The organism is Paenarthrobacter sp. NPDC089675 (assembly GCF_044749185.1).
Classification (GTDB): Bacteria; Actinomycetota; Actinomycetes; order Actinomycetales; family Micrococcaceae; genus Arthrobacter.
In genome coordinates, this window is sequence record NZ_JBIVHM010000003.1 from 256,243 (window position 1) to 282,834 (window position 26,592).

Consider the following 26,592-nt stretch of genomic DNA (forward strand, 5'->3'; position numbering starts at 1 on the left):
TGGGTCAAATGTCGAGCCTTCGGACGTGGTGGTTGGCCTGGGGTGCCGGCTCCTGGGGCGGGGATGCGGGTGCGGTCGGCACTGCACCGAAGGTGAGCTTGTTCCGGTGCGGGATCAACAGATGCGGCGGCACCTGGGCCTTCGACATGAGCTGCTCAAACGAAGAGAAGGCGCCGAGCTGCTGACGTGTCCCCACAATCCGGTTGGCTGTTTCGTGGTCGACGCCGAGCACCGTGACCAGATCCTGCGGTGTTGCCGCATTGACGTCGAGGCCGCCGCCTGGGGCCGCTGTCGGCGCGACGTATGGGGCGGAGACATCGGATGTGGGCTGCGATGCAGGGGCCGGGGGACCTGAGAACGCGGCGGCTGCAGCGTTTGGGTTGTAGCCATAAGCAGGGGAGGTGTTGCCTGCGGGCTGTGTGGCTCCGGCCTTGGTGTACCACTTCCTGTCGTCGACGTGGGCTTTCCAGATGAGCCACTTCTTGTTCGTGACGAACGACGCGATCACCCCGCCGATGAAGGAAGTGAACATGACCCAACCCCAGATAGTGAGTTCAGGGGAGGATTTGGGCGCTGCCTTGGTCCCGGAGTCGATCATACTGGAGGTCCAAATCAACCCGATCCCCACAATGAGGAAACCGATGCCGATGCCGATCCAACGCCGGTTCTTGGATTTCACGCCACGGATGAGGAAATTGACTCCGGTGAGAAGACCGAAGGAGAGGATGCTCCAGAGGACGCCGGCACTGTTGCGCAGGCGCCAGGAACGCGAACAGAGTTTCTCTTCGGGTGTCATCGGTCTGCCTCATTTTCATACTGGTATGTCGTCTGGTCGGTGGTGGCCTGCTGGAAATAAGCCGGCGTCAGCCGTGAGTCGGTAATGACCGCGTTTGGAAGCAGGGCCTGGATGGCGGCGAGTTCATCGGTACAGCTGGGGCCGGGGCCGTGCGCTTCGGCGGTGATGGAGCCGGTCGCTGAAACAGTGATGGTGATGGTTTTCTTCTGCGTCATGTTGCCTCTTCGAATACGAGCTGGACTTCGCCATTTGCGTTCGTTTGGGAGATGAGGACCATACCCATTTCCGCGGCACGCGCATGGAGGGACTCGATAGTGCGTTGCTGCAGCAGCGCACCGACGCTCAAGTCCAGGGCGGCCAGCAGGTTGCCGGTTTGTTGTTCGTCGTTATCGACCCTGCCAAGAAAGGTCTCACCAATTCGTTGGAACGTGATGCGCCCGTAGGGGCTGTTGCCGGTGACCCGGCCTTCGGCCACGCTCAACTCGGTCGCACCCATCGCCACCAGGGCGTCTTCGAGAAGTTGCTGGTCGGTGATGCGCGTTGCTTTGCACTTCTCGCACAGATCGGTGCTCTTTGCTTCGCGGATAGCGGCGATGGCTGCGATGCCGAGCGGGATGAGGAGAACTTCGAGGCTCATCGTGGCCGCCTAGAAATCGATCTGGCGGCCGCCGCGCCAGGAGTTGACGTCAGTACTGGCCGCGGTGTTGGTCGAGGAGTATTCCTCACGGGCGCTGATGGAAGTAGCGGCCACGGCCCGGGTGGAAGCCCATTCGCGGATACCGTTGATCTGTTCAGCCTGGGTGACCGACAGGGGGACGGTGTTGGAGATGGCCCGGCGTAGGTCCTTTTCGTTCAGCATTCGCCGTTCCGAGAATGCCTCGAAGCAGGCGCTGACGGCTGCCTCGGCGATTTCGGCTCCGGAGAAGCCTTCGGTTAGTTCGGCGAGGAAGTCCAGTGAGTCCTCGGTGGTTTCAAAGTCGCCGCTGGCAGCCGAATCAGATGTGAGCCGCTTCTCCAGTTGGATCCGCCAGATGTGCTTTCGTTCTTCCTTTGTGGGAAGGTCCACGAAGAAGATCTCATCAAAGCGGCCCTTGCGGAGGAATTCCGGGGGCAGGGAGTCGATCTTATTGGCTGTAGCGATCACAAACACGGGGTTCTTCTTTTCCTGCATCCACGTGAGGAACGTTCCGAACACGCGTTGGCTGGTTCCGGAATCGCCGCTGCCGCTGGAACCGAATCCCTTCTCGATTTCATCGATCCACAGAATGGATGGTGAGACTGCCTCGGCGAGCTTAAGAGCGCCGCGCATGTTCTGTTCGCTTGAGCCGACCAGTCCGGAGAAGACCCGGCCAACGTCGAGACGGAGCAGCGGCAACCCCCACAAAGTGGCCATGCACGTGGCGGTGAGGCTCTTGCCGCAACCGGGAACGCCGGTGATAAGGACGCCTTTGGGGGCCGGGATGGACCAGCGCTGGGCTTCGGGCAGCCAGGAGCCGTTGCGTTTGTTCAGCCATTTCTTGAGGTTCTCCAGACCGCCGACGTCGTTCATCGTCCCTTCAGGAGAGATGAACTCCAACAGCCCGGACTTCCGGATCGTCTGGCGTTTCTCATCCAGGACGAGCGCGATGTCGGAGGCGTCCAAGCGTCGGTCTGAGGCGATGGCGCGGGCGAACGCGTTCTCTGCTTCACCCAACGTCAGACCCTGGGCGGCCTGAATGAGCCGCATCCGGTCATCCGGGGACAGGTCGACAACGATCGAGGCTGCATTGGCGCCAACAATCTCGTCAAGGACACCTTCGATTTCCCCGGCCGTCGGAAGCGGCAGGTCAACGACGGTGACTTCCTTCTCCAAATCGTTTGGAAGACTCATACCCGGGGAGACGATGATCAGCGTGTGCGGCACTTCTCCGGTGCGGAACGCCAGTGCGGCGTCCTGGACGGCGCGGACCATGATCGGCTCAGCTGGCCGGCCTTGCGAACCGAGGAAATGATGAAGGTCGAAGAACACGAAAATGGTCGGCTCGGTTGCCTTGAGGGCTTCGTTCAGCGCCGTGTCAGGTGACGTTGGCTTTCCTGGCTGTCCTGGTGCGTGCAAGCCCTTCGAAACCGTGTAGGCCACGACCTTCCGCGGGCGCCGCAGTTCAGGGCTGACAGCAACGGCTTCGGCGGCCGCGATAACCCGGTTGCCCTCGTGAGTTTCGACGAGAAGAATCGGGTGCCGTGCCCGGATGAGCTCGACCAGGGTATTGCCGAAGGTCAACGGCGTCTGTGCATTCACTTAGGCTCCCCAACGTGTTTCAGTGCCACAACTCCGGGCAGCATATCCCAGCATTGTCCGGAGCAATACCAAGTTACCGGCCTGCGTCACGTGTGGCGCACGCACCCCCTTCGCAGGTGTGCGGACACCGTAGAGCGGTCTTGGAACCCCGAGCTGGACATGTTCGAGCCTCGGCGTCGATCAGTCGGCCAACCCACTTGGGCAGGGGGGACGTTGAGCCGTCTGAGAAAGCCCGATGACAGTATGTTCATTGAAGGTTCCCTCAGGTTTGAAAAGAGTCTCGACAACTAGGAATGCCCTGAGTACTTCGGGAGGACACGCGCTGCACTTGCTAGGCCTACGGGTTCATCGACTGATGTAAATTCCTCGGCCGGAGAAGTGGGCCCAGAAGGTGTCGGGATCTACGTGGAGATCTCGGCCTTCCCTGGGATCTTGCCCTGATGGCCGGTGGATGATGACGTGGCCCGCATCGGAGAAGCCCGCCACCACCGCGAGGTGACCGGAATCGCCGTCGGACTTGAACGAGGACCCGATCGAAACGATCAGCACGCCTGGAGCGTTTGCAATCTTCCAAAGGTCATCTGGGCGGGCGAGGGTCACCAGGTGGGCTGCAAGACCCCGGCCCCTGGCGTGACGCGCCAAGCCTAAATGGTTCCAACCCCCTGCCTCTGTGTAGGCGCCGAGCCGGAGCAGCTCTTCGGTGATCCCGGCCGGCAGCAGTTTGATGCCAGGACTCAGATATTCATAGGCCATGCGGAGGCACGCTACGCCGCAGGAGCGGGTGTCCCAGAAGCGTGCAACGTGGAGGTTTGGGTATCCAAGTCTTTCCCAGTCATGGCTGACCACGGAACTGAAGTAGGGGATGGCTCCGTCTCCTGGAGGCATCAGATGCGCCGCGTTTGCTTAGTATTCCGTCCTGCCCAAACGTCTGAGGCGAAAAATCTGCGCAGAACTTCCTCGCCGCCATCTGCGATAGCAACCTCGCGCCCTGAGAAAACAAAGAGCGGCTGATACCCCTTCTGCTTCGCGATGTAGTTGGCCAGGTCCAAAGGCGCCCGGTCATTGGGCGCAACTGACGCGCCCGAAAGCATCTGCGCAACGATGTCTTCGCAGCCCGCCACCTGCATGATCACCCGGAGCTCGAAGTCCCGAAGGATATGCGGCTCCCAAATGCTCTTCAACTGCAGTGGACCAAACGTGGTCTGGCCGGCTTGGTACTCCTTGAACATGCCTCTGCCCCCCGATTTCAGACGTGTGCCTTTTGTCTGAATACGTGAGGCGAGCGGGAGGTTCGTGACGGCCGCGAGCGTCGTGCCGCCGTCGTTCCTTAGTGGTCAGCGGGCAGATCTGGCACCATGCTGCACCCGCCTTAGTCGCCGGTATGCCCGCGCCCGCGTCAAGGCTCGCCGAACTCGTCCACGGAAATACCACGCCAGGGCGAGGGCGATGATCACGAGAGGGAGTAATTCAGGTGCCAGCACGGACGCGCCGACGACGATTTCGAAGGCTTCCCACCCGATGAGGGAGGCAGCAGCAAACCAGACCCAACCACCGAGCAGGGCTGCTTGGGCGGTGATACGGAGAACGGAACGTTGAGTAAGCCTCCAGCGCAATATGAGGCAACGAAGCGGGCGTACGCGGAATCGACCGGGCTTGCGGCGAGATGAAGACAAAAGGGTATTGAAAGACATTGCGATGAGCTCCTTGTGGCGGCAGTGAAAGGACTGTCGTGGGATCGCCCAAAGAGGAGCAGCGCCGGGGACGCGTTGATTTGATAGAGCCGCGGGGCAAGGTGTCCGCGACGAATCTCAGGATGCTGCTCGAAGGCTCCTTGGGGGACCGAGAGCCTGCCCCGGAGCGCGTGGACCCGTCCCGCCTTTGGGGACAGACCTTAGTAACGACGGTGAACCTGGTTCCCGCGCGACGTCCAAAGCCGCCGTGCTGCTGCCAGCTTCCCGCGCCAATAGGGGGCAAAGCAGCACACTGAATATGTGGGCCATGACCATCGCAACAGCCAGGATCAGTGCTAAAAGAGCGAAACCCGTCAGCAGAGGAGCCCCCGCGCTTACGGTCGTGCGGACGGCAACATCGGCTTGGACAAAGCGTTCCAACAGCCCCGATCCGAGCAACGAAATCGCGCCTCCCCAAAATGCCATCAAGTTGCGTCCGGTTACCGCTTCGACGCTTTCGCAGCCTTCGGCGGCATCTTCGCCACGTTCTCGAACGCCCTAGCCACCCACTCGGCCGTTTGCTCGGCGTCGTTCTCCCAGGCTTCCGGCAAGCCAACGTAGCCACCCATGGGGCGCTCCGCGGGACCGAAAGGCTGCGTCTGGTGGTTCGCTTCGATGTCGTGCTGGTCGGACTCGGAAAGCTTTACGCCGATGGTGGGTCCGAACAACCCCGCGAACATGTTCCCGTTCACGAACGCACCAAGATTGCCGAACATCGGCTTGACCACCACATCGGGATGCTCCGGTACGGCTGCGCGGAAGCGTTCCTTGTCGGCTTCTGACGGCTTGGGCATCTGCATTGGATTTTCCTCCGGGGGAGTAGGGCTGTTTGCAGCATACGGCGGGAGTCGCGGCTCAGATAGTGGTCGTTCCGCGGCGGCCCGTCATGTCGCCGTCGTTCGCCTCACCCAACTGAGGGGCAGGTTGTTGCCCTGCAAAATGCAAAGGAAGGGTGGCTGTGGAATTCTTGGCTGATCTCGGACAACTCGTCGGAGCAGTTGCGGCATGCGTGACGCTGATCTTCGTGGTGAAGGCAACGCAGCACTCAGGCCAAGCGGTCCGCGATGCGCAGCGCATGCTGGAGTTGGAGGGCGAACGGGACGAGCGGGCGATCGCCGTGGAAGAACGACGTCAGGCGTCGAAGATAGCTTTGTGGCCGGTTGAAGGGGATCTTTCGGTTGGGCGGCCTTGGGGCGTCGAACTGGTCAATGCGAGTGAGGGGCCTGTGTTCGACTTCGTACTGGAGCGGCCTCGTGGCCTGACTGGGAAGAACAAGGAAGTTCCTTCCATGACAGCGTCGGCGCAGATCGTCCCACCCGGCAGGTACTTCGTAGGGGGAGATGCGCGCTGGCCATCCTTGCTTACCGACGATGTGGTCCTGGTGCCTGTCACCGGCAATTCGGTCTACATGCCTTCGGTAACCTTCACCGATAGCGACGGCCGGAAATGGTCCAGGGGAGTGGACGGGCATCTGGAACGGAAAAGCTGAGGGACACTCGATTCGGGCGTCTGAACCACAACTGTTGGATTAATCCGCCCCAGCACTAGCTATCCCTGTAGATGTCTGTAGACTGGACGGTGTTGTTGTGTTTGGCATTTGGTAGTTCAGGCAGTCCCCGAGATCCCTCGGATCCCGGTCTTCTGAAGTAACGGTGGAGAACACCCCACACCGGAGACCCGAAAGTCGGGAACAATCTCCACCTTCAGTAAGGACTGAAATTATGGCTACAGGTACCGTCAAGTGGTTTAACGCTGAAAAGGGCTTCGGCTTCATCTCCCCGGAAGATGGCAGCCAGGACGTTTTCGCTCACTACTCTGCAATCAACTCCTCGGGCTACCGCTCCCTCGAAGAGAACCAGAAGGTTTCCTTCGACGTCGAGCAGGGCCCCAAGGGTCCCCAGGCAGTGAACATCCAGGCTATCTAGTCTTCGGATAACTCAAAAAGCAGGGCCGGTCAGCTGACCGGCCCTGCTTTTTGTCGTGCCTACCGGATATATGTACTACTACCTTCGAAGCCATTCGAAGATGTATCCACATAGCAAATTACACCCATGTAATTCGCTTCCGGACGCCCATAGCGTTGATAGCAACAAGCCGATACGCAAGGGGTACCGATGACCTGCCCGAACACTTCCAACAGCCAACTTCAGCCATGTCTCCAACACCTAGAAGATTCGCACCACCACCTAATTTGGCCAAAACAGCACCTAGTTTGGGCCCAAATGGCCTGTGCAAGGGGCTTTTCGACACCTAGTCCCGTTTTTCGGCCTTAGTCTCCGGGGTGAGCCGCATGTCGGTCATGTTTGGTAGCAGAAGGTTGGATCGGGTGTTCGATACAGAGGTGCAGCGCATCCTCGATTACGTAGGTCACGGCATTGGCGTGCGCGTTGTGGGAGCGCCCGGAAGCGGCAAAACCACTGTGGCGTCCAACGCGGTGTTCAATTTGGAGAAGACTGGCTTCACCATCCACTCGGTCACCGGGCTGCGAACCCACCGCAACATTCCGTACGCCGCTGTCAAAGGTCTTGGCATGGAAATGCGTCCGGGCCGCAGCGGCGTCCTGGACCTCGCCGATGTGATGGCCAGCCAACTCGCCAAGACGGGTAAGCACCTGATCCTGGTGGACGACCTCCACTTGGTGGACAACGAATCGTTGGCAGTCCTTGAAGCAGTCCGGCAACAGTCAGCCGCGCCGATGATTGCCACGGCGCCTGAAACCCACACCCTCTCCCGGGGGCAACTGGCGGTCGTGAACCAGGGACGGGAAGCGGTTATCCAACTGGATCCGCTGCATTACGAGCAAGTGCATGCGCTGCTGGCCAGGGTGCTCGGTGGCCCTGCCGACGCCGACACCACCGCCCGCATTCTCACCAAATCCGCGGGGAACCCGCGCCTCGTGGTCAAGATCGCGGAGACGGGCTCCTTGGGTAACCTCCTGATCCGTCGCGAAGGCGTCTGGCGCATGTCCAGCGGCACCTTATGGAGTGACCACCTCAGCGGGGCCGTTGAGGCTCTCCTCGCAGAGCTCTCGGAGGAAGAGGTTACGGCCCTCCACAGCATGGCCATCCTTGGCACCGCCCGGGTAGACGTTCTGGAAAAGATCGTTTCGCCCGAGACTCTGGACAGCCTGGAACGCCACGGCTTCCTCTCGGTCATGGATGATCACCACAACGGCACCATCGCCGCGATCAGCCCACCTGTGGTGGTGGACTATTTCCGGGGCAAGCGCACGCTCCGGGACCGGCACATCCTGCGCAGCAAGATCGCCGGCATCCTCGAGTCCACACCGCAAAGTCCGGGAAACGATCTGACCACTGCGGACTGCCTCTCACGGGTGCTCTCAGCACTCCGTCTCGAACGAGGCAACGACGACGCCGTTACCGCACGGCACTTCCACGAACACAGCGCCAGCCGCGAACGCGCACGCTTCGAACGCTGGGAGGCCAACAAGAGTGCCGCCAACGCCGCTGCGCTACTCCGTGTTTACTGGGGCGCGCCGGTCGATGTGCTGCGGGCCAAGCGCGTTGTCAAGGAATCGTCAACGCTCGGCGCCGACCCCACCGATCTCCTCTTCCTCGCCATCACCAGGGCCCTCCTGGCGATCTACGACGGCGGCGGCCTGACTGCCGCCGTCGAGGTTCTGCGGGAGTTTGCAGAAGGCAATCCGGAACAAAAGGCGGACATCGAGGCAGCCATCCTCTTCCTCACCGCGTCGCATGGCCGCGTGCCCGGGCCGGGAATTGGAAGGACAGGGGAGAAGGCCCGGACCTTCGAAGTCCTGACCCAAGGACTGCTTGAGCTGTACAGGGGGCAGCCGAACGGGGCCCTGCGAATCATCGAGGGCGCGGACGACGACGAGCTCTTCCCGCACCTGCGCCCTTTTATCCACGGATTCGCGCTGTTCGCTGCGGGAAGGGTGGACGAGTCTCTCGTCTTCGCTCTCGAATGGCGTGCCGAAGCCCGGAAGAACATGGACCAGTTCGGTGTGGTGACCAGCAGCTATGTGGCCGTTCACGGGCTGCTGTACAGCGGACACTTCGATGAAGCCGAATACCTCATGAGCAGCGTCTTCGCGATGGGCCGTCCCGGTTTCGTGGTGGACACTCTTTACGACGCCATGCTCCGGCTCGCCGGCCTGCGCCACGCAACCACCACCCTTACGCCCAAGCTTTCCATCGCCACCCAGGCGCGGACTGAAGTGCCCGACGTCGGGCCGTTGCCTGGCGTTGGCAAGGGCGCTTACGTCCTGATCGCCGACGCGGAGCTCCTGCCCGCAGCCTTCGACAGGCAGGCGGGCCGGCTGATCAAACGCCAGCTGCGAAGCGGCTATGTGCTCGAAGCCATGCTGACCGCGCTGCTGTGCACTTGTTTGTTGCCGGGGCGCCAGGTGTTGGACCTGCTGCAGAAGATCCTGCGCGAGAGCGGCATCACTGTGCATGAGCATTTCGTTGCCATAGCTACGGCGGTGGTGGAGACGGATCATCAACTGCTCGGGCTGCTCCTGAAGCACTACGAACCTGACGTGGATGTCTACGAGATCGGAATGCTGCTGCGGAGCGCGCTCAAACGGCACGTGCTGGAAGGGGACACCACGGCGGCTGAGGCCATTGCCAAGGCGTCCTCGTCCTTCGCTGCAAGGTTCCCCACAGCCAATGAGCAACTGGCCTTCAATACTTTTGAAGCGAGCTCCCTGACAGAGCGGGAAGTCGAAGTCGCATCCCTGGCCGGTTACCTCTCCAACGTGGAGATCGGCGAGCGGCTGCGGATCAGCGCCCGGACCGTGGAGAACCACATCTCCAACGCCCTCCGCAAAACCGGCGCAACTTCACGTACCAGTCTCTTCATACTGGTGGGAAATACATTTCCGCCTAAATGACACTGGATAGGCTGGCTGGGTGAACAACCCACCCGCGCTGGCCCGAAGGCTCGGCACCTTAGACGCGTCCCTGATCGGCCTTGGTTCCATGATCGGGGCGGGTGTTTTTGCAGCGTTTACGCCGGCTGCGGCTGCCGCCGGATCAGGGCTGTTGGTGGGCTTGGTTGTTGCTGCCTTCGTGGCGTTCTGTAACGCGACTTCCTCCGCCCAGCTCGCCGCCGCCTATCCGACGTCGGGTGGAACCTATGTTTACGGGCGCGAGCGGCTCGGGCCTTGGCCGGGTTTCCTGGCCGGCTGGGGCTTCGTCATCGGCAAGACAGCCAGTGCCGCAGCCATGGCCATGACCTTTGCCGCCTATGCCGCCCCGCCGGGTTGGGAGCGCCCGGTGGCGATCGCCGCCGTCATACTCCTGACCGCCGTGAACTATCACGGGGTGACCCGAACTGCTGGCCTGACGCGCATCCTGGTCATTGCCGTGCTTGCTGCGCTCGCGATTGCTGTTGCTGCCTGCTGGGGTGGCTCGGGGCCCGACTTCGGCAACGTGATCGGGGACGGGCTGCTGTCGCACGGCTGGTACGGGATCCTGCAATCGGGCGGGCTGCTGTTCTTCGCGTTCGCGGGGTATGCGCGGATCGCGACGATGGGGGAGGAAGTCCGGGAGCCGAGGAGGACCATTCCACGGGCAATCAGTATCGCGCTTGGAATCACGATTGTTGTGTATGCCGTCATCGCGTTGACAGTGCTGTCGGTTCTCGGGCCGGACGGCGTGGCCGGGAATCCGACGCCGTTGGCTGCCGCCGTCGAACGCGGTTCGTTGGCTTGGGCCGCTCCCGTGGTTGGGGTCGGCGCTGCGGTTGCCTCTCTCGGCGCGCTGCTCGCACTGATTGCCGGCCTCGGCCGGACGAGCCTCGCCATGGCCCGCGAGCACGACCTTCCCCAGGCGCTCGCAGCCGTCCACCCGCGGTACAAGGTTCCGTATCGCGCTGAGGTGACGATCGCCGTTGTCGTCTGCGCGATCATCGCTGTGGCCGACCTCCGGGGGGCTATCGGGTTCTCGTCGTTCGGGGTGCTGCTGTACTACCTGGTTGCCAATATCGCGGCCTTCACCCAGCCGGCGGCGGACCGTCGGTACCCGAAAGCGCTGCAGGTACTGGGCGCAATCGCCTGCGTGGTTCTGGTGGCCACGCTGCCGCCGCTGTCTGTTGGGCTTGGTGTGCTGATGTTCGCGGTGGGTGTCACGTATCGGTGGATTCGTCTCCGTGCCGTATCCGGCTAGGACACGGCTCCACCACGGGGTATCTAATGGTGGAGCCGTGCCTTGTGCCTCCTACGCCTGGAACGGGTGGGGGGTTCCCGCCGGACACCGGGTCTCCCGCTCCGGAGGCACCTTTTGAGCGTAGGGCCGGATTTCGCGTCTAGGTGGTGTTTCGATTTTCCTAGGTGGTGAAAATGGCCCGAAAAGCCCCTTTTGGGGCCGTTTTGGGCGGTTCGGGAGGAAAAATAGGTGCTCGTCGGATTTTTCTAGGTGGTGGAATTCGTACTTCCGGCCCTCTTCGAGGCGAGTTTGCTCTGCACTCTGTCCATATAGACGAGCAAGCTTCCCAGCGTTAGGACAAGGCTGGCGATCTCCGCGGCGGTGGACGAGACGTCCTGGACCGCCACTGCCACCTGCGGGCCAAGCGTCATGGCGTTCGTGAATGCTGCAGCCGCGAACACGGCAGCCTTCGCCAGCGGATACTTGACCGCTTTGGTGAACAGCGTCAACGCCGGTGCGAAGCCACCCAGGACTGCGAGAAGAACGACGGCGGTCGTCTTCAGGATGTCGGGGTCGAGGACCTTCAAACCGTGTGGCGGCGGGGCCATGTTCAGCAGTGTCGCCGACAGGACCGAACCCCCAATGATGATGAAGCCGAGAACGCGGAGGGCCCAGGGGAAATAGCGTGTCACCATGGTCAGATTCTGAACCCGAAAAATCCGTCTAGGTGTTGGAAATCGGTCTCCCTAGCTGAATTTGGGAGTAATTAGGTGGTGATTTGGGCTGATCTAGGTAGTGGCGCGGACGGTCTAGGGGTTCGCGGCGTCCGAAGGTCCCATTCCTAGCCCGAGGCCGGGGTGCCGGCGTTGCCGACGCCCCGGCCCCTCAAAGCTAGCCCTTCTCGCAGCCGATACCGTCCCCGTCGCTGTCCAGACCGTAAATATCAGTACCAATCACGGTCACGGGACCTCGAACATAGGCCGGACCGTTGCCCTTACCGCCGGCGCAGTCCACGTCGGAGGCGATGGGAACGCAACCCGAGTAATTGGGGTCGCAGCCACTTGGTGCCTGCGGAGCGGCCTTGGGGACCGCAGCCTGGGCGGCTTTCTGGTCCGCGGCTGCCTTTGCAGCCGCAGCTTGAGCGGCCGCTGCCTGATCCGCCGCAGCTTTGTCGGCGGCGGCCTTGTCAGCGGCGGCCTTGTCGGCAAGCAGCCTTCTCAGCCGCGGCCTTCTCTGCGGCAGCCTTTGCTGCGGCTTCGGCAGCGCGCTCGTCCGAAAGTTTCTTGGCTGTTGCTGAGTCCAACCAGGTCAGTTTGCCGGCGCGGTCCACGCCACAGATGTAGGTTTCCCCGGCTCCGACCTGCGTTGTCTTCTCCGTTGTACACGCGGTCCCTGCGATCTTCGAAGGTGTGGGCGTCGGAGACGGGCTCGACGAAGTCGATGCTTTCGAGCTATTCACCGAGCTGGCAGTAGACGTGCCGCCGCAGGCTGTAGTGAAGACCACGAGCGAGCCGATAGCCACCAAACCCAATGCCCTTCCACCGACAGCCCTGGAAGACTTGCCACGGAAATGCTTATTTTTGGACGTGCGAAAATCACGCAATTTCAAAGTAATGCCCCCTTTTGAATGCGCCGATGCGATGGCGCTGGTGAGACCCTAACACCCACCGAATCGGTAAGGGGAGGAGAAGCTTTCTATGACTTAGCTCACCCCGAAAGTTACAGTTCGCGGTGTGCCTCCGCCAGGAAAACCTACGCCCGCGCGTGCTTCCGTTCCTCCGCCGCAACCGCAGCGCCGGTCCCCAAACCGCGTACAGTCCAGCCGGCCGCCCGCCATGCATCAGCGTTCAGGACGTTGCGCGCGTCCAGCACCATCCGGCGTCGTACGAGTGCCCCGACCTCGGAAGGCGACAACGCAACGTATTCGTTCCATTCCGTCAGCAGCAGCACCAGTTCGGCGCCTTCGAGGGCGCGCTTGGTGGAGGCTTCGAAGCGGATCTGCGGGTAGCGGATCCAGGCGTTGTTGATGGCCTTGGGGTCGGTGACAGTGACGTGGGCGCCGGCTGCGGCGAGTTGCTGGGCGACGTCCAGGGCGGGCGAGTCGCGGATGTCGTCGGTGTCTGGCTTGAAGGCTGCGCCGAGGATCGTAACCGTGCGTCCGGACAGGAAGCCGCGGCACATTTCGCGGGCGATCTCCACGGCGCGGGACCGCTGGTCCACGTTTACGGAGTCCACCAAGGCCATCCATTCGTCCACCGACGGCACATCGAGTTCGCGTGCTTGCGCCCGGAACGAGCGGATGTCCTTGGGAAGGCAGCCGCCCCCGAATCCGAGTCCGGCGTGCAGGTAGCGGTTACCGATCCGCGGGTCCAAGCCCATGGCTTCGCTGAGTTCGCTGACGTCGGCGCCCGACGCGTCGCACAGCTCGGCCATCGCGTTGATGAAGCTAATCTTCGTGGCCAGGAACGCGTTCGACGCTGATTTGATCAGTTCCGCCGTCGCGAAATTGCATACCAAGCGGGGGATTCCGGCGGTGACCAGCGGCTCGTACACGGCATCCAGCACGGCGGTGACGGGCGCACCGGCTGCGGCACCCTTGCCGCCCGGGACACCGTAGACCAAGCGGTCGGGCACCAGCGAATCCTTCACGGCCGTGCCTTGGCGCAGGAACTCGGGGTTCCAGCCGAGGAGCACATCGGAGCGGCGGGCCAGGAGGTCGCGCAGCTTTTCCACCGTGCCCACCGGCACCGTGGATTTACCGACGACGGCGGCACCCTTGGCCAGGTAGGGGAGCAGGCTCCGGGTGGCGCTCATCAGGTAGCTGAGGTCCGCGGTGTCCGAGGTCTTGGACTGCGGGGTGCCGACGCAGAGGAAGTGCACCTGGGCATCCGCCGCCAAGGAGAAGTCCGACGTGAAAACGAGTCGTCCGGTGGTTCGGCCATCCTCAAGGAGCTCATCCAGGCCGGGTTCGTGGAAGGGGGCGAGAGCTTTGTTGAGCTGCTCGACTTTGTGCGAATCGACGTCGATGCCCACCACAGTGTGGCCCATCGAAGCGAGGGTGGCGGCGTGGACAGCGCCGAGGTAGCCGCAGCCGATCACAGAAATCTTCATGAGAAAGGTCCTTTGCTTGGAGTCAGTTCAGAGTCGTTGTCGGGGCCTGGGTCAGAAGGCACTCCGTTGATCACTTCGTCGTAGTGCCGCACCAGGTCAGCGCAGAGCACGGGCCACGTCCGTCCCTGGACCGAAGCGTTGGCCGCCGTCGCGAACGCGCGGCGCTTGGCGTCGTCGCCCATCAGGTCCTGCACGTAACCACGCAATTGAGCCAGGTTGCCGGGTTCATACAGCCAACCGGTGCGGGAGTTTTCCACGAGATCCAGGGGACCACCGCGGCCGGTCGCCACTACGGGAACGCCCGAAGCCATGGCTTCCTGGATGGTCTGGCAGAAGGTCTCGAACTCGCCAGGATGGACGAAAAGGTCGAAGGAAGCCACGGCTTCCGCGAGGGAATCTCCGCCAAGGAATCCTGTGAACACAGCGTCCGGCAACTGTGTTTCAAGGGCGGCTCGCTGCGGTCCATCGCCAACGATCACCAGCGTGGTGTCCGGCAGGCCGTTCAAGACCGCCAAGTCCTCCACCTGCTTCTCCACGGCGAGGCGCCCCACATAGCCGATGATGCGGTGATCCTCCGGCGCCACCGAGCTGCGCCACGCCGTCGAACGCTTTGCGGGGTTGAAACGTGCGGTATCCACACCGCGACGCCACATGTCCACGCGCATGATGCCGCGCCCGCGCAACTGGTTCAGCGCGAACGTGGACGGCACCAGCGTCCGGGTGGCCAGGAGGTGGATGTTGTCCACGCGGTTCCAGGCCCAGTTCTCAAGGAATGGCACGCCATAACGGGCGGCATAGCTGGGTACCTCGGTCTGATAGATCGCGACAGTCGGGATCCCGAGCTGGTCGGCGGCCTGCACGGCGCGCCAGCCGAGCACGAACGGAGAGGCGAGATGAACGACGTCGGGGGCAAAATCGGCAAGGATACGCTTGACCCGATTCACACCACCCAACGCGACCCGCACATTCGTGTACCCGGCCAGCGGCACGGACGGAAGCCGGTGCACATACGCACCCTTCACGACGCTCGAAACATCAGTGTCCGACGTCGACGGCGCAATCACCATCACCTCATCGCCGCGCTCCTGCAGATGATCCAGCACCCGCAGTATCGAGTGCGTTACCCCGTTCATCAGCGGCAGGAATGATTCGGCGATGATTGCGATCCTCACGCCTTCAACGGTGGTCGCGGAGGTTGGCGTTGCGGGTTCGAACGGGTGGCGTGTGGAGGAAGAGTTGGTTAACAGGAGGTTCATGTTCTTTGTCCGCGCCCGGTTGTAGTCTGGCGTTCTACGGACGCGCTGGGGCGTTCCGGATTTGGGGGTTCAAAAAATGGGTGCTGTTGGGGCTTCTTTGCGCGCGCTTGGCTCGGTTCGCGTACGACGTCAACACCTGGGAGGCGTACGACGTCGGCGCCTCGCGGCGGCCCGGATTGTCGCCGTCGGTTTGGGGCTGGTTTTGTTGGTGGGCGGTGTTGCCTGTCCTGGTCCTGCCATCGCAGACGCGGTGACCGGCGCTGTTTCCGTAGGAGAGCGGCCGGGGGAAATCGCCGTGAACCCCGTTACCAACAAGGCATACGTCACCACTTTTGAAGGTGTTTCCGTCATCGACGGTGCAACGGGCGCGGGCAAGCTGTACTCGGGAGACATGCCGGTGGACGTCGCGGTGAACACCGCCACAAACAAGGTCTACGTCAGCGAGATCGGTGGCACCGTTGCTGTGGTGGATGGGGTGACCCGGGCTGTTACGTCTGTGTCCGTGGGGCCTGGACCGGGAGTCGTCGCGGTCAACGAAAGGAACAACAAGATCTACGTTGGCCTCACTGCAGGCGTTGCCATCATCGACGGTGCCACCAACGCAGTTTCTACCGTTCCTCTCTCCGGGGGTGCACAGGACATTGTGGTGAACGGTGCCACCAACAAGGTTTACGTAAAGTCCGGCGGAACCATCAAGGTCATCAACGCCGCCGGGAGCGTCACCGGGGACATCATCATCGGTGCCGGGGGCATCCTTGCCGTGGCAGTCAACCCAGCCACCAACAGGATCTACTACACAACCCTCGGCAGGTACGGCCCTGGTGTGAGCGTCATAGACGGCGCAACCGACAAGACCACAGCAAAGCTCGAGACTTCAAGCAAGGTAGGGATGCTGGCAGTCAACACGGCCACCAACAGAATCTACGTTGCCGCGGACAGCAACTCCCTGGAGGGCTACGTCAAAGTCATAGACGGGGCGGCCTTCACCGAAATTGCCCAAATCACCACGCCCACGCTAGTCCGCGACATCGAGGTGAACCAAGCAAGCAACAAGATTTACGTCGCCATGTCCGGCCGCGGCGTCACGATCATTAACGGCGCCGATAACAGTTCGTCGGCTGTCTTCACGGGGCAGAACCCGGTTGCAATCGGCGTGAACCCCTCCACGGGCAAGGCCTACGTATCCAACTACGACAGTGCGTCCGTCTCGGTGATCGACGGAACGGTGGCGGCCTCAGCCAAGAATGACTTCAACGGCGATTCCTTTGCTGACCTGTTGGCCCGTGACGCCTCGGGTGTGCTGTGGCTGTACCCGGGCGATGGTTCGGGCGGCTGGCTGCCGCGCCTTCAGGTCGGTGTCGGCTGGAATGTCATGACGGCCCTGCTCGCCCCAGGAGACTTCAACGGTGACGGCAACGCAGACGTCATGGCTCGTGACGGATCCGGCGTTTTGTGGCTTTACCCCGGCAACGGTTCGGCAGGCTGGAAGCCGCGCCTGCAGATCGGCAGTGGTTGGGAAGGGATGAGTGCCATTGAGGGCCTCGACTTCCACGGCGACGGATTCGTGGATGTGGCTGCGCGAGACCGCGGTGGCGGCCTGTGGGTCTACCGTGGCGACGGCAGCGGCGGCTGGTTGCCCAGGATGTGGGTGGGCTCAGGGTGGTCCGACATGTCCGAGATCACCGGTGTTGGCGACTTCAACGGGGACGGCCTCGCCGACATCGCTGCTCGTGATGGGGCCGGCGCATTGTGGCTCTACCCGCCGAACGGCTACGGCAGTTGGCTGCCTCGACAGGCAATCGGGCAGGGCTGGAACGCGATGAACTCGCTTGTTGGTCCCGGCGATTTCGACGGCGACGGTCGGGCTGACATCCTGGCCCGGAACACCGCAGGGGAGCTCTGGTTGTACTCCGGGCAGGGAGGCTCGTGGTGGCCTACGGCGTCCCGTGTGGGCACAGGGTGGAACGGAATGACGGCGATTCTGTGAGTTTCCTGACAGCCGTGTAGACTCCGCTCATCGACGCGGCTATCGCGTCTCACTTCTTGGGGGTCCCATGGGTTCTGTCGTGTCCGGTTCAGCTGTGCCTGCGCCCGGTTTCAAACGCACGACGGCGGCACTCGCCGTCGTTGCTTCACTGGCCGTTTCGTTGTTGGTGGGGTCTCCGGCGGTGGCCGACTCGACATCGTTCGACATCCCTGTCGGGACAGCCCCGCACGACGTAGCCGTCACTTACACCGGCGACGTCTACGTTGCCACCGACAGCGGCGTGTCGGTCATTGATGCCGTTACACGAAAGGTGACCACGGTTGACGTTGGGGGCGCCGCTCAAGGTGTAGCAACGATCGGTAGCAGCACCGCCTACGTCAGTGTTGCAGGCAAAGCCGGTGCTAACGGATCCCTGGTCGTCATGAACGGGGCCACAGTCGCGGGACGGGTTAAGACCGGCCCCAACCCTGGCACTGTGGCCGTCAACCCGGTGACAAGCAAGGTTTATGTCGCCTACAGCAACGGGATCACCGTCCTTGACCCCCGGACGAGTCCTATGCCCGTCGATATCCCTTACTACACGTCACGTCCTCGAAGCGTGGTCGTTGATTCGTTCAGAAACAAGGTCTTCGTGACAACGGACGGCGTCTTTACCGTCATAGATGGACAATCAAACGCCAAGGACGTCTACGTCCTCGGAGCAGGGGATGCTGTTGGTCATGCTGTGAATACTCAAACGAACGCGGTCTACCGTACGGTCGCGGGAAGCTACATCGGTAACCCGCAGAGCGAACTGGGGCTGGTTGACGACTCTAATCATTCGAGCCTCATCCTTCAGACCAACGAAACGTTCGGGAAGCTGGCTGTCGACTCTTGGACTGGCCTCGTCTACATCGAATCATTGAACGCCGCGGGCAACTCTTCAATATTGTTGGTCAACCCTGCAATGAGAAGCAAGGTGGCCCAGATCAGCATTCCCAGCCCGCCGACTTCCTTGACGGTGGATTCCACCCGCCACAGGACCTATGCAACGCTGAGCCGCGGTGGCATTTCCATCATCGATTCGTCCAATAGTTCGACAGTCGTCCGAACTGGCGTTCAGCCCGTGGCCGTGGCCATCCACGATTACACAGGCACCGCGTACGTAGCGAACCAGGGCAGCGCTTCTGTGACGGTCATTCGGCCCGCTAACCCGCAACCAGTGAAGAACGACTTTAACGGAGACCGCACCGCTGACGTTCTGGCTCGTGACGGTTCTGGAGCACTTTGGCTCTACCCCGGTGACGGTGCGGCGGGATGGCTCGATCGGCGGCAGATCGGTCAAGGCTGGAATGTCATGACCGCAATCGTGGCTCCGGGCGACTTCAACGGAGACGGTTACTCCGACGTACTGGCTCGCGACACTTCCGGCGTGCTCTGGCTCTACGGCGGAAACGGTGCAGGCGGTTGGTTGCCGCGCGTACAGGCAGGATCCGGGTGGAACGTCATGACAGCAATCACCGGGGTGAGCGACTTCAACGGAGACGGAAGCATCGATGTGGCGGCTCGTGACGGCAGCGGCGTTCTGTGGCTCTACCCCGGCAACGGCAAGGGCGGCTGGCTACCCCGCGTCCAAGTTGGCTCGGGCTGGTCGGCAATGACTGACATCGTTGGCGTCGGTGACTTCAATACCGACGGAGCGTCTGACGTTATGGCCCGAGACTCCAGCGGCCGGCTCTGGCTCTATCCGGGAAATGGCGCGGGCGGCTGGCTGCCCCAAGTGCAGTACGGTCAAGGGTGGAATGGTATGACGGCACTTTTCGCAGTCGGTGACTTCAGCGGAGATCGAAAAGCGGACATCATGGCCCGCGACTCCTCCGGCGCACTGTGGCTCTTTTCAGGTAGTGGAGGCGCCAAGTGGCCCATTGGCAGCGTCATGGGTCAAGGGTGGAACGGCATGAAGGCTATCCTCTAAGCAAACGGGCTCTTGGAACTCGCTGAACGGCCGGCCGTAAGAGCAGGGCCGGCCGTTCACTTTACGAGGTTGACGCTTCTTACGAGGACAGTTCTTTACAGATATCCCGTTGTTGGCCCGTGCTGCTCACGAACGTGAAGACGCCGGTCGAGGGGTCGACGTTGTAAACCAGCTTGCCGATGTAGTGGATGGTCGTTGGCCCTGCCGGTACATCGGTGGGGAACAGGATCAGCCCGTTGTGACCTGTAGCGGTTACCGTTTGCGTCCCATCGGGGTTGACTCGCGTGCTTGTGACGGAGCCGTCTGTCCGGATCGTTATCGACTTACCGGCAACCGGATTCGCGGGGTCCTCGCCGTAGTTCGTATACGTCAGGAGTACGCCCTTCCCGGCCGAGAGGACGCGGACCACGTCCCCGTTCTTGTCAGTGAATTGCTTTGTCTGCAGATTGCCACCTTTCGAATCAAATCCCAGATTGAATTCGCAGCCGAGCCCTGCCGGGAGGATGAAACTCTGGTCGGCCGCCGCCGGGGCGGCGGGTGCGAGTAATGCAGCGAGTAATACCGCCACAGGCGCAAGCCTGGGGATGTACTTGTTCTTCATGATGTTCTCGATTTTTGAGCTGTGCGGTGATGAATGGCGGCACCATCCCATGGGGTGGGAAGGAGACCTAGTGCCGGTGCTCACGGGACGAGTCCCTGACGGCGGCCTTAAACAGGGCAAGCCGCTTTGTAACTGATGCGGGTATGCGGCATCGGGTCAGAGATTACTCTCAACCGGAATTATTGGCCACGCCTTTCGCAAACTCAATCCTCCCCACCCCGCGCCCGCTTCAAATCCTTCCGCAGCCCACGATTGTCCGCCCGCAACTCCCGGTTGTCTTCGGTAAGTCCACGGTTGTCCGCCACCAGCCCCCGGTTTGTCGCTTCCAACTCCAGCACCAGCTTCACGCCGGCAAGGTTGAGCCCTTCGTCCAGGAGCATTCCGATCCGCCGCAGGGTCACAAGGTCGGTCTCGCTGTAGCGCCGGGTGCCGCCGTCAGTCCTGTCCGGGGTGAGCAGCCCTTTGCGTTCGTAGAGCCGGATGTTTTGCTGGCCCATGCCCACGAGCTCGGCCGCCACAGAGATCGCGTAAACGCCCAGGTCGTCCCGCGAAGAAGCAACGCCGGAGAGAGCGCCGGATACGGTACCCTCGGGTCCGCCGTCGTGCGTTTCCGCCGAAGCATCGCCACCAGAACCAGCCACCAACCACTCCTAAATTCCTCGAAAAATCCTCTTGCACCACTCTCTGCCCGGTGCTATAAAAAATCTATACCAGCCAACACAGATCTGGAAGGCTGGCACTACAACAGAATCAGCATCAAGATCTGAAGGAGTGAGAACCAAATGCTGATGCGCACTGACCCGTTCCGCGAATTCGACAGGCTCGCCCAACAGGTTTTTGGCACAACAGCACGCCCTGCCGGCATGCCCATGGATGCCTGGCAGGAGGGCGAGGAATTCATTGTTGCCCTCGACCTGCCGGGGGTGGACCCGGCCTCGGTTGAACTGGACGTTGAACGCAACGTCCTCACCGTCAAGGCCGAGCGGAAGTCGCCTGCGGGCGAAGACACCGAGATGATCGCCGCCGAACGACCCCAAGGCGTCTTCAGCAGGCAACTCATCCTCGGCGACACCCTGGATACCGACGGCGTCCAAGCCAGCTACGACGCCGGCGTGCTGACGCTCCGCATCCCGGTCGCCGAGAAGGCCAAGCCGCGGCGCATCGAGATCACGTCCAACGGCAAGCGCCAGGAGATCAACGCCTAATCGAGCCCGCTCCGCGTCGAGCCCCTTGCTCGACGCGGAGCGCCCAAGCGGGAGCTTCGGACCGGCCGCATCGGAAGAATGGGCGCAGGCTTCGCGCCACGCCATAGCGCTTGTTGCGCAGAGGAAACGCGGCCCCCGACGTTGTCTCCCGAACGGGCGGCCCCCGGTACCGTTTGTTCCGCTGCCGGGGGCCGTCTCCCACCCGCCGCACGCTTTACCGGAAACCTGCCTTGGCCACCCAACCTGACTACTACGCGACCCTCGGCGTCGCGCCAACCGCCACGGCGCGGGACATTGCCCGCGCCTACCGCGCGTTGTTGCGGCGCCACCACCCGGACACGCGCGACGCCGGTACCTCCGAGGCGGCCGACCTCCAGCAGTTGCACGCGATCATGCAGGCTTACGTCGTTTTGTCGGACCCGGGAAGGCGGGCGGCTTACGACCACGAACGCAGCGGACGCGGCTCCGGTACGCCGGTCAAGGTCCGCTGGCACCGCACGACGGCGGACCAGGAACCAGCGCGGCGGCAGCAACCCCTGAGCTTCGGACCAACCCGGTGGACACCCTCAAACAGAAACCAAAGGAGACCTCTATGAGTGCGTGGCGCTCCTACGACAGCCACCTGATCCCGGCGTTTTACGAACGCTTCGAGGAACGCTGGGGCAAGGGCACAGCTCCGTTCCTGGATCCGGAAGTGCATGAGCAGCCGATGCCCCGGGCACAGTGGATCAACGTGGATACGGGTGCTGCCGTTGCCGTGGTCCCCATCTGGACGGACGATCCGGAGCACCGTTCCTTCGGGGTTTTCTATCTGCCCCCGGCCGGCGATATCTGGATCCTCCGGCCCGGGCCCACGGCCTTTGCCGAGCCGGGGAAGGGTGCATCAAGGGAACAGGTTTCGTTGCGCAACGATGCGTTCAAGAAGGCCGTCAACCACGCCAAGGAGTTCATCTACGGGCCGCAGCCCTAACGGTCCACCGCTGTCCGCCGCGAACCCAGCCCGTCCCCGTCGTACCTCAACCGCCGTCCGGCCAGGACTCCCGCAGCTCCGCCGGCAGTTCCTCCACATATACCGTCTGCGGCGGCTCGAAGTAGATCACCAGGACCTTTTCGCCCACGCGGTACTCGCTGGATTTGTCGAAGGGGAGGGCGAAGAACGCACTCGTGCCGCCCAGATAGGGGAGCATCACCTCGCCGAGGGTGCCTGGCCCGATGGTTCCCGTGACGCGACCGATCCTGCCCGTGAGGCTCCGGTTCACCTCTTTATGCATCGGGCTCTTTCGCAGGCATCGGGCGCGCCGGAGCCTTTCCGGGTGCCGGCCGTACGGGCATTTCCTTGCCCCGCAGTGCAGCGGCAAGTGAGGGCAGGAAGTTGCCTACCTGCGACAGGATGCCCCCAACCATACTGTTCAATCCCTCACCGCCGTTGAGCACCGTGAGTTGCCCGATTCGGGAGAAGGGCTCGGCCGCAGCGGATACGATCGCCGGCATGTTCTCGGCGATCTGCTGGGTGATGACGGCATCCTGGTTCGACTCCAGGGCCTCGCCGCGGGCCTTGATTCCCTCGGCTTCGGCCAGGGCCTTGGCCTTCACGGCCGAAGCTGCCGCATTGCCCCGGGCCGTCGTCGCCGCAGCTTCGGCCTCACCGGTGACGCGGGTTGCACCGGCCATGGCGGCGGCAGCACCCGCGTTGGCCTGGGCCTCAAGTTCCACGCGCCGGGCATTGGCCTGGGCTTCGAGCTCGGTGCGCTTGGCCAGGGCTTCAGCGGCGCTGATGTCCGCAGCCTTCTTGGCCTCGGCCTCCGTGCGCTGGGCGTAAGCCTTCGCATCGGCCGGTTTGCGGATAGTGGTCTGGAGCTTCTGTTCCTCCCGGTCAGCCTCAAGCTTTGCCACCTGCGTCTCCTGTACCACCACTTCCTGGCGGGCAGTGGCGTCGGCCAACGGTCCAGCCTGTGCAGCATTTGCACGTGCCTGTTCGGCGTTGGCCTGGGCCGCTGACTGTTGGATGGCCGAGCGGCTTTGCGCATCAGCGATGAGGGCTGCAGCTTCCGCTTCCTTTTCGGCAGCCTCCCGGTTGCGCGTTGCCTCGGCGATCCGGGCCTCCATCTTGACCTGCGCGATGTGCGGCTTGGCCAGGTTCTGGATGTATCCAGTGGGATCCTGCAGGTCCTTGATCTGCAACGAATCCACCACGAGCCCCAGCTTCTCCATCTCCACGCCGCTGGCGCTACGCACCTGCGAAGCGAGCTTGTCGCGCTCGCGGATGATCTCCTCCACGGTCATGCTGCCAATGATCGAACGCAGGTGCCCTTCGAAGACGTTGTACACCTGACTCTCCATTTTGGGTTGCTGCCCAAGGAACCGGCGGGCAGCATTGGCAATAAACGGCGGAGCGTCACCGATCTTGTAGATCACCACCCCGTCAACGATTACCTGGATGCCTTGGGACGTCACGCACGAGACCTTCAGCTCCGTCTCGTTCAACGTCAGTGCGAGTGGCCTCACGGTTTGCAGCCCCGGGATCACCAGGGCCCCCTTGCCGGTGACAATCTTGAAATCCATGCCGTCGGTGTTCTCCAGCGTTCCCCGCGTGAGGCCGGAGATGATCAGCGCCTCATTGGGCTCCGCCACCTTCCACATGGCCTTGGTTGCCAGCCACACGAATCCGATGGCCACAACCACGCCAAGGATCGCAGCGATAAGTGGGAAGAATGCTGAAAGGTCGTTCATGGACCCTGTCCCTTTCCAAAGAACCCGTGCGGAAGCCAACTTGGTTGCTCGTGTACACAGTCTGAGTCCGGGGTGTCAGGGAGTCCAGCAATTTTGTGCGTCATTTGTGCTGCTGATGCCTGGGCTATCCCGGGGCGCTGGCTGACGGTCGCTGAGAAGGGAAGCGCATGAGAAGGCTGGTGCAACCTGGAGTGTATCCATGCGCGGTTGCACCAGCTGCTAGTACGACGTTCTGTAGTTAGTTGTGACACCTGTCCATTGGCCGCTCCTAGTTCCCGGCTTCGATGATTTCCGGGTCTCCTCAAGACTGTGAAACCACCTCCAATTTTACGGCCCGCCCAAGGAAAAAGCTCTGGAAATACGCGGACAACGGGGCAGCCTTCCCGGGCAAGGATGCCCGCCGTGGCACGATAGATCACGATGAAACTGCGCGATGATCAGACCGGAAACCGTGGCCTCCCGATGCCCCTTTGGCTGCAGGGTGGTTTGGAATCGGCGCAGGCAGCCTTCATTTCCGCCGTCGTCGTGGTGTTGCCGTTGGTGGGCGTCTGGGCAACGGACGGTTTCCAGAACCGCAACGTGGATGCCCTGGCACGTTTGGCCGGGCAGGCGTGGCTCCTGATTCACGGTGTTCCCCTGCATCTTGCACAGGTTGATCTCGGTACTGCTGGACAACCCGGCTCGGGTTCCTTGTCCCTGATACCCCTCGGCCTGACCCTGATCCCGTTCCTGCTCGCATGGCGTGCCGGCAGGCGGCTGGCGCGGGCCTCCTACACCGACCAGTTGTGGCAGGCCCTTCTCGGCGCATGGACCGTGTACGCGGCCTTCGGGGCCGCCACCGGATTCATCTGCAGGACATCGGATGTGGTGATCAATCTGTGGCTGGCCATGTCCATTCCACTGATCTCGTTCGGACTGGGAATGGTGATCGGCGCACGACGTGAGGCCGGTTCCTGGAGCCGGCTCATCGGCGTCGACGCCGTCGCGTGGCTCGCCAAGACCAGCCAGCACTCGCGCTGGGCAGGCTCCTACGTTGGATCAGCCGTGAAGGCCGGATTCGTGGCCACCATGGCCGCTGTTTCACTCGCAGCACTGCTCCTGGCCGTGGACATTATCTGGCATTGGACAGACATCATCGCCGTCTACGAAGGCCTCAAAGCAGGTGCCCTTGGCGGGGCCGTCCTTACCATTGCGCAGCTCGGTTTCCTGCCGAACCTCGTGATCTTCACGCTCGCGTGGTCATCCGGTGCCGGCTTCTCGCTCGGCGTCGGCTCCACAGCGGGACCGTTGGGAACCGCCGTCGGACCTTTGCCCGCCGTCCCGATTTTCGGCGGCTTGCCCGCAGGGCAACTCGACCTCGGCGGCATGGCACTCGCGCTGCCCGTCTTCGCCGGGATCATGGCGGGCTGGTGGTTCCTTCGTGAGGGCGAAAACCATTTTGACGAGTGGCTCTCCATCAAGATCAAGGCCCGCTGGTTCACGGCGGCGGCTTCGACGCTCTTCCTCGGGGCGCTCATCGGGGCCACGGCCGGACTGCTCAGCGGAGGCCTGGCGTGGATTGCGCGTGGATCGGCCGGCATCGGGCGGCTCACCGAAATCGGGCCGAACCCGTTGTGGACGGCGGTCTGGATTGCCGCCGAGGTGGGGATCGGCGTCGTTATCGGCTACGCAGTAGGGCCGTGGCTGGAACGCAGCCAGAAGCTGCGCGAGGCGAACCTGGACGAAAACGCGTACGACGACGAACACGCCTGACGCTTCAGCGGATGGTCCCGCCGGAGGTGCCTAGCGCAACGAGCCCGGCATGGAGTCTTCCAGCTGGGACAGGCACTGCGACTTGGCGTTCTCCGTCAGGGCCGAACGCGTGCAGTCCTGGTACGTGGTGACCTGCTTGTAGAAGAGCACGGACGTCAGGATCAGCAGGCACATGATCGCCGAGACAACCAGGCCGGAAATGGTTCCGAACAGGACCAGCTTGGAGTGCTTGAACTTCACCGCACGGACCAGAACAACGATGCCCAGGATCAGGCCCGCGGCTGTCAGGATGGCGCTAAGCCACACGTATTTCACGTTGAGTGAGAAAACGAAGAACGATCCCAAAGCCGACAAAAGGAACGCACGGAACAGGATCTGCGTCACGCCGAATGCGGACTTCTCCGCCTCGGCGCGGGATTGCTGGCTCGGCCGGGGACCGACGTCGGGATTCATGTTTTCCAGCCTACGCGAGCCGCCCATAAGCTAGTGCAATGCGCATTGTTGTCCTCGTGTCCGGTACCGGTTCCAATCTTCAGGCTGTCATTGACGCAGTGAAGTCGGGTGAGCTGGACGTCGAGATCGCAGCCGTGGGTGCGGACCGTCCCGATACCTATGGCGTGGAGCGCTCGGACGAGGCCGGCATTGAGACCTTCGTGGTGAACTTCAACTCCTTTGAGACCCGTTCCGAGTGGGATGCGGCTTTGCGCGACAAGGTTCTCTCCTACAAGCCGGATGTTGTGGTTTCCTCCGGTTTCATGCGGATCGTGAGCGCGGACTTCATCGAAGCTTTCGGTGGCAAGTACGTCAACACACACCCGGCGCTGTTGCCGTCATTCCCTGGCGCGCACGGTGTCCGGGACGCCATGGCTTACGGCGTGAAGGTCACCGGCTGCACGGTGCACTGGGCCGACGCCGGGGTGGATACGGGCCCGATCATCGCCCAGGAAGCCGTTACTGTGCTTTCGGATGACACTGAGGAGACCCTGCACGAGCGCATAAAGGTGGTCGAGCGCCGGCTGCTGGTCCAGACCCTCGCCGACCTCGCCGCGCAGCCCAACTAG

27 protein-coding genes are annotated in these 26,592 nt (G+C 62.4%); 12 read left to right on the forward strand and 15 right to left on the reverse strand.

The genetic code is table 11. The features are described from left to right. Positions 1-4 precede the first annotated feature (4 nt). The 7 genes from ACIPY2_RS08805 to ACIPY2_RS08835 form a co-directional block, all read right to left on the reverse strand. Positions 5-796, reverse strand: coding sequence for a ComEA family DNA-binding protein (locus ACIPY2_RS08805; protein ID WP_400265996.1), 792 nt, complete (start codon positions 794-796; stop codon positions 5-7). Beyond that, on the reverse strand, positions 793-1,011 hold the full coding sequence (locus ACIPY2_RS08810; RefSeq protein WP_400265997.1) for a hypothetical protein: 219 nt from the start codon (positions 1,009-1,011) through the stop codon (positions 793-795). Before ACIPY2_RS08810 ends, ACIPY2_RS08805 begins: the two co-directional genes overlap by 4 nt. Further along, complete coding sequence (locus tag ACIPY2_RS08815) at positions 1,008-1,433, reverse strand: hypothetical protein (RefSeq protein ID WP_400265998.1); 426 nt, start codon at positions 1,431-1,433, stop codon at positions 1,008-1,010. Before ACIPY2_RS08815 ends, ACIPY2_RS08810 begins: the two co-directional genes overlap by 4 nt. Before the next feature lie 9 nt (positions 1,434-1,442). Further along, entirely contained in the window at positions 1,443-3,074 is a 1,632-nt protein-coding gene (locus ACIPY2_RS08820; RefSeq protein ID WP_400265999.1) for an AAA family ATPase, read from the reverse strand. A 345-nt stretch (positions 3,075-3,419) separates the two neighbouring features. Continuing rightward, positions 3,420-3,959 carry a hypothetical protein gene (locus ACIPY2_RS08825; RefSeq protein WP_400266000.1) on the reverse strand — a complete coding sequence of 180 codons (540 nt, stop codon included), beginning with the start codon at positions 3,957-3,959 and terminating at the stop codon, positions 3,420-3,422. Further along, entirely contained in the window at positions 3,959-4,303 is a 345-nt protein-coding gene (locus tag ACIPY2_RS08830) for a hypothetical protein (RefSeq protein ID WP_400266001.1), read from the reverse strand. The genes ACIPY2_RS08825 and ACIPY2_RS08830 overlap by 1 nt, the downstream gene beginning before the upstream one ends. A 941-nt stretch (positions 4,304-5,244) precedes the next feature. Beyond that, entirely contained in the window at positions 5,245-5,604 is a 360-nt protein-coding gene (locus ACIPY2_RS08835; protein WP_400266002.1) for a TfoX/Sxy family protein, read from the reverse strand. Positions 5,605-5,756: 152 nt separating this feature from the next. Here ACIPY2_RS08835 and ACIPY2_RS08840 point away from each other — a divergent pair, with 152 nt between their 5' ends. The 4 genes from ACIPY2_RS08840 to ACIPY2_RS08855 all read left to right on the forward strand — a co-directional run bounded on the left by ACIPY2_RS08840 (position 5,757) and on the right by ACIPY2_RS08855 (position 10,956). Beyond that, entirely contained in the window at positions 5,757-6,293 is a 537-nt protein-coding gene (locus ACIPY2_RS08840; RefSeq protein WP_400266003.1) for a hypothetical protein, read from the forward strand. Positions 6,294-6,525: 232 nt separating this feature from the next. Then, a complete protein-coding gene (locus ACIPY2_RS08845; RefSeq protein WP_021472668.1) occupies positions 6,526-6,729 on the forward strand; it encodes a cold-shock protein in 204 nt (67 codons plus the stop codon). A 401-nt stretch (positions 6,730-7,130) separates the two neighbouring features. Beyond that, positions 7,131-9,680 (forward strand): LuxR C-terminal-related transcriptional regulator, encoded by a 2,550-nt coding sequence (locus tag ACIPY2_RS08850; protein WP_400266004.1) that lies wholly within the window; start codon positions 7,131-7,133, stop codon positions 9,678-9,680. Between the two features lie 19 nt (positions 9,681-9,699). Then, positions 9,700-10,956 carry an APC family permease gene (locus ACIPY2_RS08855; protein WP_400266005.1) on the forward strand — a complete coding sequence of 419 codons (1,257 nt, stop codon included), beginning with the start codon at positions 9,700-9,702 and terminating at the stop codon, positions 10,954-10,956. Between the two features lie 245 nt (positions 10,957-11,201). Here ACIPY2_RS08855 and ACIPY2_RS08860 read toward each other — a convergent pair whose 3' ends face one another. Beyond that, positions 11,202-11,630 carry a hypothetical protein gene (locus ACIPY2_RS08860; RefSeq protein WP_400266006.1) on the reverse strand — a complete coding sequence of 143 codons (429 nt, stop codon included), beginning with the start codon at positions 11,628-11,630 and terminating at the stop codon, positions 11,202-11,204. 714 nt (positions 11,631-12,344) lie between these two features. Between ACIPY2_RS08860 and ACIPY2_RS08865 the strand changes: the two genes are divergently transcribed. Continuing rightward, positions 12,345-12,596: a hypothetical protein gene (locus tag ACIPY2_RS08865; RefSeq protein ID WP_400266007.1), complete on the forward strand. Its 252-nt coding sequence runs from the start codon at positions 12,345-12,347 to the stop codon at positions 12,594-12,596. Between the two features lie 91 nt (positions 12,597-12,687). Here the strand turns inward: ACIPY2_RS08865 and ACIPY2_RS08870 are convergent, their stop codons facing one another. Both ACIPY2_RS08870 and ACIPY2_RS08875 read right to left on the reverse strand, forming a co-directional pair. Then, on the reverse strand, positions 12,688-14,046 hold the full coding sequence (locus ACIPY2_RS08870) for a UDP-glucose dehydrogenase family protein (RefSeq protein ID WP_400266008.1): 1,359 nt from the start codon (positions 14,044-14,046) through the stop codon (positions 12,688-12,690). Beyond that, positions 14,043-15,218 (reverse strand): glycosyltransferase family 4 protein, encoded by a 1,176-nt coding sequence (locus ACIPY2_RS08875; RefSeq protein ID WP_400266217.1) that lies wholly within the window; start codon positions 15,216-15,218, stop codon positions 14,043-14,045. The genes ACIPY2_RS08870 and ACIPY2_RS08875 overlap by 4 nt, the downstream gene beginning before the upstream one ends. Before the next feature lie 160 nt (positions 15,219-15,378). Between ACIPY2_RS08875 and ACIPY2_RS08880 the strand changes: the two genes are divergently transcribed. Together ACIPY2_RS08880 and ACIPY2_RS08885 are read left to right on the forward strand one after the other, a co-directional pair. Beyond that, positions 15,379-17,289, forward strand: a complete 1,911-nt coding sequence (locus ACIPY2_RS08880) for an FG-GAP-like repeat-containing protein (protein WP_400266009.1) — start codon at positions 15,379-15,381, stop codon at positions 17,287-17,289. 67 nt (positions 17,290-17,356) lie between these two features. Beyond that, positions 17,357-19,243, forward strand: a complete 1,887-nt coding sequence (locus tag ACIPY2_RS08885) for an FG-GAP-like repeat-containing protein (protein ID WP_400266010.1) — start codon at positions 17,357-17,359, stop codon at positions 19,241-19,243. 79 nt (positions 19,244-19,322) lie between these two features. Here ACIPY2_RS08885 and ACIPY2_RS08890 read toward each other — a convergent pair whose 3' ends face one another. Beyond that, a complete protein-coding gene (locus tag ACIPY2_RS08890) occupies positions 19,323-19,844 on the reverse strand; it encodes a hypothetical protein (protein WP_400266011.1) in 522 nt (173 codons plus the stop codon). A gap of 203 nt (positions 19,845-20,047) precedes the next feature. Then, positions 20,048-20,485 (reverse strand): MerR family transcriptional regulator, encoded by a 438-nt coding sequence (locus ACIPY2_RS08895; RefSeq protein ID WP_400266012.1) that lies wholly within the window; start codon positions 20,483-20,485, stop codon positions 20,048-20,050. Positions 20,486-20,626: 141 nt separating this feature from the next. On the opposite strand from ACIPY2_RS08895, the gene ACIPY2_RS08900 reads away from it, so the two are divergent. From ACIPY2_RS08900 to ACIPY2_RS08910, 3 genes are all read left to right on the forward strand, one after another. Then, positions 20,627-21,049, forward strand: coding sequence for an Hsp20/alpha crystallin family protein (locus ACIPY2_RS08900; RefSeq protein WP_400266013.1), 423 nt, complete (start codon positions 20,627-20,629; stop codon positions 21,047-21,049). A 230-nt stretch (positions 21,050-21,279) separates the two neighbouring features. Then, complete coding sequence (locus ACIPY2_RS08905; RefSeq protein ID WP_400266014.1) at positions 21,280-21,645, forward strand: J domain-containing protein; 366 nt, start codon at positions 21,280-21,282, stop codon at positions 21,643-21,645. After that, positions 21,642-22,019 (forward strand): hypothetical protein, encoded by a 378-nt coding sequence (locus ACIPY2_RS08910; protein WP_400266015.1) that lies wholly within the window; start codon positions 21,642-21,644, stop codon positions 22,017-22,019. Before ACIPY2_RS08905 ends, ACIPY2_RS08910 begins: the two co-directional genes overlap by 4 nt. 46 nt (positions 22,020-22,065) lie before the next feature. On the opposite strand, the gene ACIPY2_RS08915 is transcribed toward ACIPY2_RS08910, so the two are convergent. Further along, positions 22,066-22,320 (reverse strand): hypothetical protein, encoded by a 255-nt coding sequence (locus ACIPY2_RS08915; protein WP_400266016.1) that lies wholly within the window; start codon positions 22,318-22,320, stop codon positions 22,066-22,068. Further along, positions 22,313-23,779 (reverse strand): flotillin family protein, encoded by a 1,467-nt coding sequence (locus ACIPY2_RS08920; RefSeq protein ID WP_400266017.1) that lies wholly within the window; start codon positions 23,777-23,779, stop codon positions 22,313-22,315. The genes ACIPY2_RS08915 and ACIPY2_RS08920 overlap by 8 nt, the downstream gene beginning before the upstream one ends. 420 nt (positions 23,780-24,199) lie before the next feature. Between ACIPY2_RS08920 and ACIPY2_RS08925 the strand changes: the two genes are divergently transcribed. Continuing rightward, positions 24,200-25,531 carry a DUF6350 family protein gene (locus ACIPY2_RS08925; RefSeq protein ID WP_400266018.1) on the forward strand — a complete coding sequence of 444 codons (1,332 nt, stop codon included), beginning with the start codon at positions 24,200-24,202 and terminating at the stop codon, positions 25,529-25,531. 30 nt (positions 25,532-25,561) lie between these two features. On the opposite strand, the gene ACIPY2_RS08930 is transcribed toward ACIPY2_RS08925, so the two are convergent. Continuing rightward, positions 25,562-26,011, reverse strand: coding sequence for a hypothetical protein (locus ACIPY2_RS08930; protein WP_400266019.1), 450 nt, complete (start codon positions 26,009-26,011; stop codon positions 25,562-25,564). Between the two features lie 11 nt (positions 26,012-26,022). Here ACIPY2_RS08930 and purN point away from each other — a divergent pair, with 11 nt between their 5' ends. Next, positions 26,023-26,592, forward strand: a complete 570-nt coding sequence (gene purN, locus ACIPY2_RS08935) for a phosphoribosylglycinamide formyltransferase (protein WP_400266020.1) — start codon at positions 26,023-26,025, stop codon at positions 26,590-26,592.

What these genes read in the sequence shown, in the direction of transcription:
- ACIPY2_RS08805 (WP_400265996.1), bottom strand. Translation starts at nt 796, where the DNA reads ATGACACCCGAAGAGAAACTCTGTTCGCGTTCCTGGCGCCTGCGCAAC.
- ACIPY2_RS08810 (WP_400265997.1), bottom strand. Translation starts at nt 1,011, where the DNA reads ATGACGCAGAAGAAAACCATCACCATCACTGTTTCAGCGACCGGCTCC.
- ACIPY2_RS08815 (WP_400265998.1), bottom strand. Translation starts at nt 1,433, where the DNA reads ATGAGCCTCGAAGTTCTCCTCATCCCGCTCGGCATCGCAGCCATCGCC.
- ACIPY2_RS08825 (WP_400266000.1), bottom strand. Translation starts at nt 3,959, where the DNA reads ATGCCTCCAGGAGACGGAGCCATCCCCTACTTCAGTTCCGTGGTCAGC.
- ACIPY2_RS08830 (WP_400266001.1), bottom strand. Translation starts at nt 4,303, where the DNA reads ATGTTCAAGGAGTACCAAGCCGGCCAGACCACGTTTGGTCCACTGCAG.
- ACIPY2_RS08835 (WP_400266002.1), bottom strand. Translation starts at nt 5,604, where the DNA reads ATGCAGATGCCCAAGCCGTCAGAAGCCGACAAGGAACGCTTCCGCGCA.
- ACIPY2_RS08845 (WP_021472668.1), top strand. Translation starts at nt 6,526, where the DNA reads ATGGCTACAGGTACCGTCAAGTGGTTTAACGCTGAAAAGGGCTTCGGC.
- ACIPY2_RS08860 (WP_400266006.1), bottom strand. Translation starts at nt 11,630, where the DNA reads ATGGTGACACGCTATTTCCCCTGGGCCCTCCGCGTTCTCGGCTTCATC.
- ACIPY2_RS08870 (WP_400266008.1), bottom strand. Translation starts at nt 14,046, where the DNA reads ATGAAGATTTCTGTGATCGGCTGCGGCTACCTCGGCGCTGTCCACGCC.
- ACIPY2_RS08880 (WP_400266009.1), top strand. Translation starts at nt 15,379, where the DNA reads ATGGGTGCTGTTGGGGCTTCTTTGCGCGCGCTTGGCTCGGTTCGCGTA.
- ACIPY2_RS08885 (WP_400266010.1), top strand. Translation starts at nt 17,357, where the DNA reads ATGGGTTCTGTCGTGTCCGGTTCAGCTGTGCCTGCGCCCGGTTTCAAA.
- ACIPY2_RS08890 (WP_400266011.1), bottom strand. Translation starts at nt 19,844, where the DNA reads ATGAAGAACAAGTACATCCCCAGGCTTGCGCCTGTGGCGGTATTACTC.
- ACIPY2_RS08900 (WP_400266013.1), top strand. Translation starts at nt 20,627, where the DNA reads ATGCTGATGCGCACTGACCCGTTCCGCGAATTCGACAGGCTCGCCCAA.
- ACIPY2_RS08910 (WP_400266015.1), top strand. Translation starts at nt 21,642, where the DNA reads ATGAGTGCGTGGCGCTCCTACGACAGCCACCTGATCCCGGCGTTTTAC.
- ACIPY2_RS08915 (WP_400266016.1), bottom strand. Translation starts at nt 22,320, where the DNA reads ATGCATAAAGAGGTGAACCGGAGCCTCACGGGCAGGATCGGTCGCGTC.
- ACIPY2_RS08920 (WP_400266017.1), bottom strand. Translation starts at nt 23,779, where the DNA reads ATGAACGACCTTTCAGCATTCTTCCCACTTATCGCTGCGATCCTTGGC.
- ACIPY2_RS08925 (WP_400266018.1), top strand. Translation starts at nt 24,200, where the DNA reads ATGAAACTGCGCGATGATCAGACCGGAAACCGTGGCCTCCCGATGCCC.
- ACIPY2_RS08930 (WP_400266019.1), bottom strand. Translation starts at nt 26,011, where the DNA reads ATGGGCGGCTCGCGTAGGCTGGAAAACATGAATCCCGACGTCGGTCCC.
- purN (WP_400266020.1), top strand. Translation starts at nt 26,023, where the DNA reads ATGCGCATTGTTGTCCTCGTGTCCGGTACCGGTTCCAATCTTCAGGCT.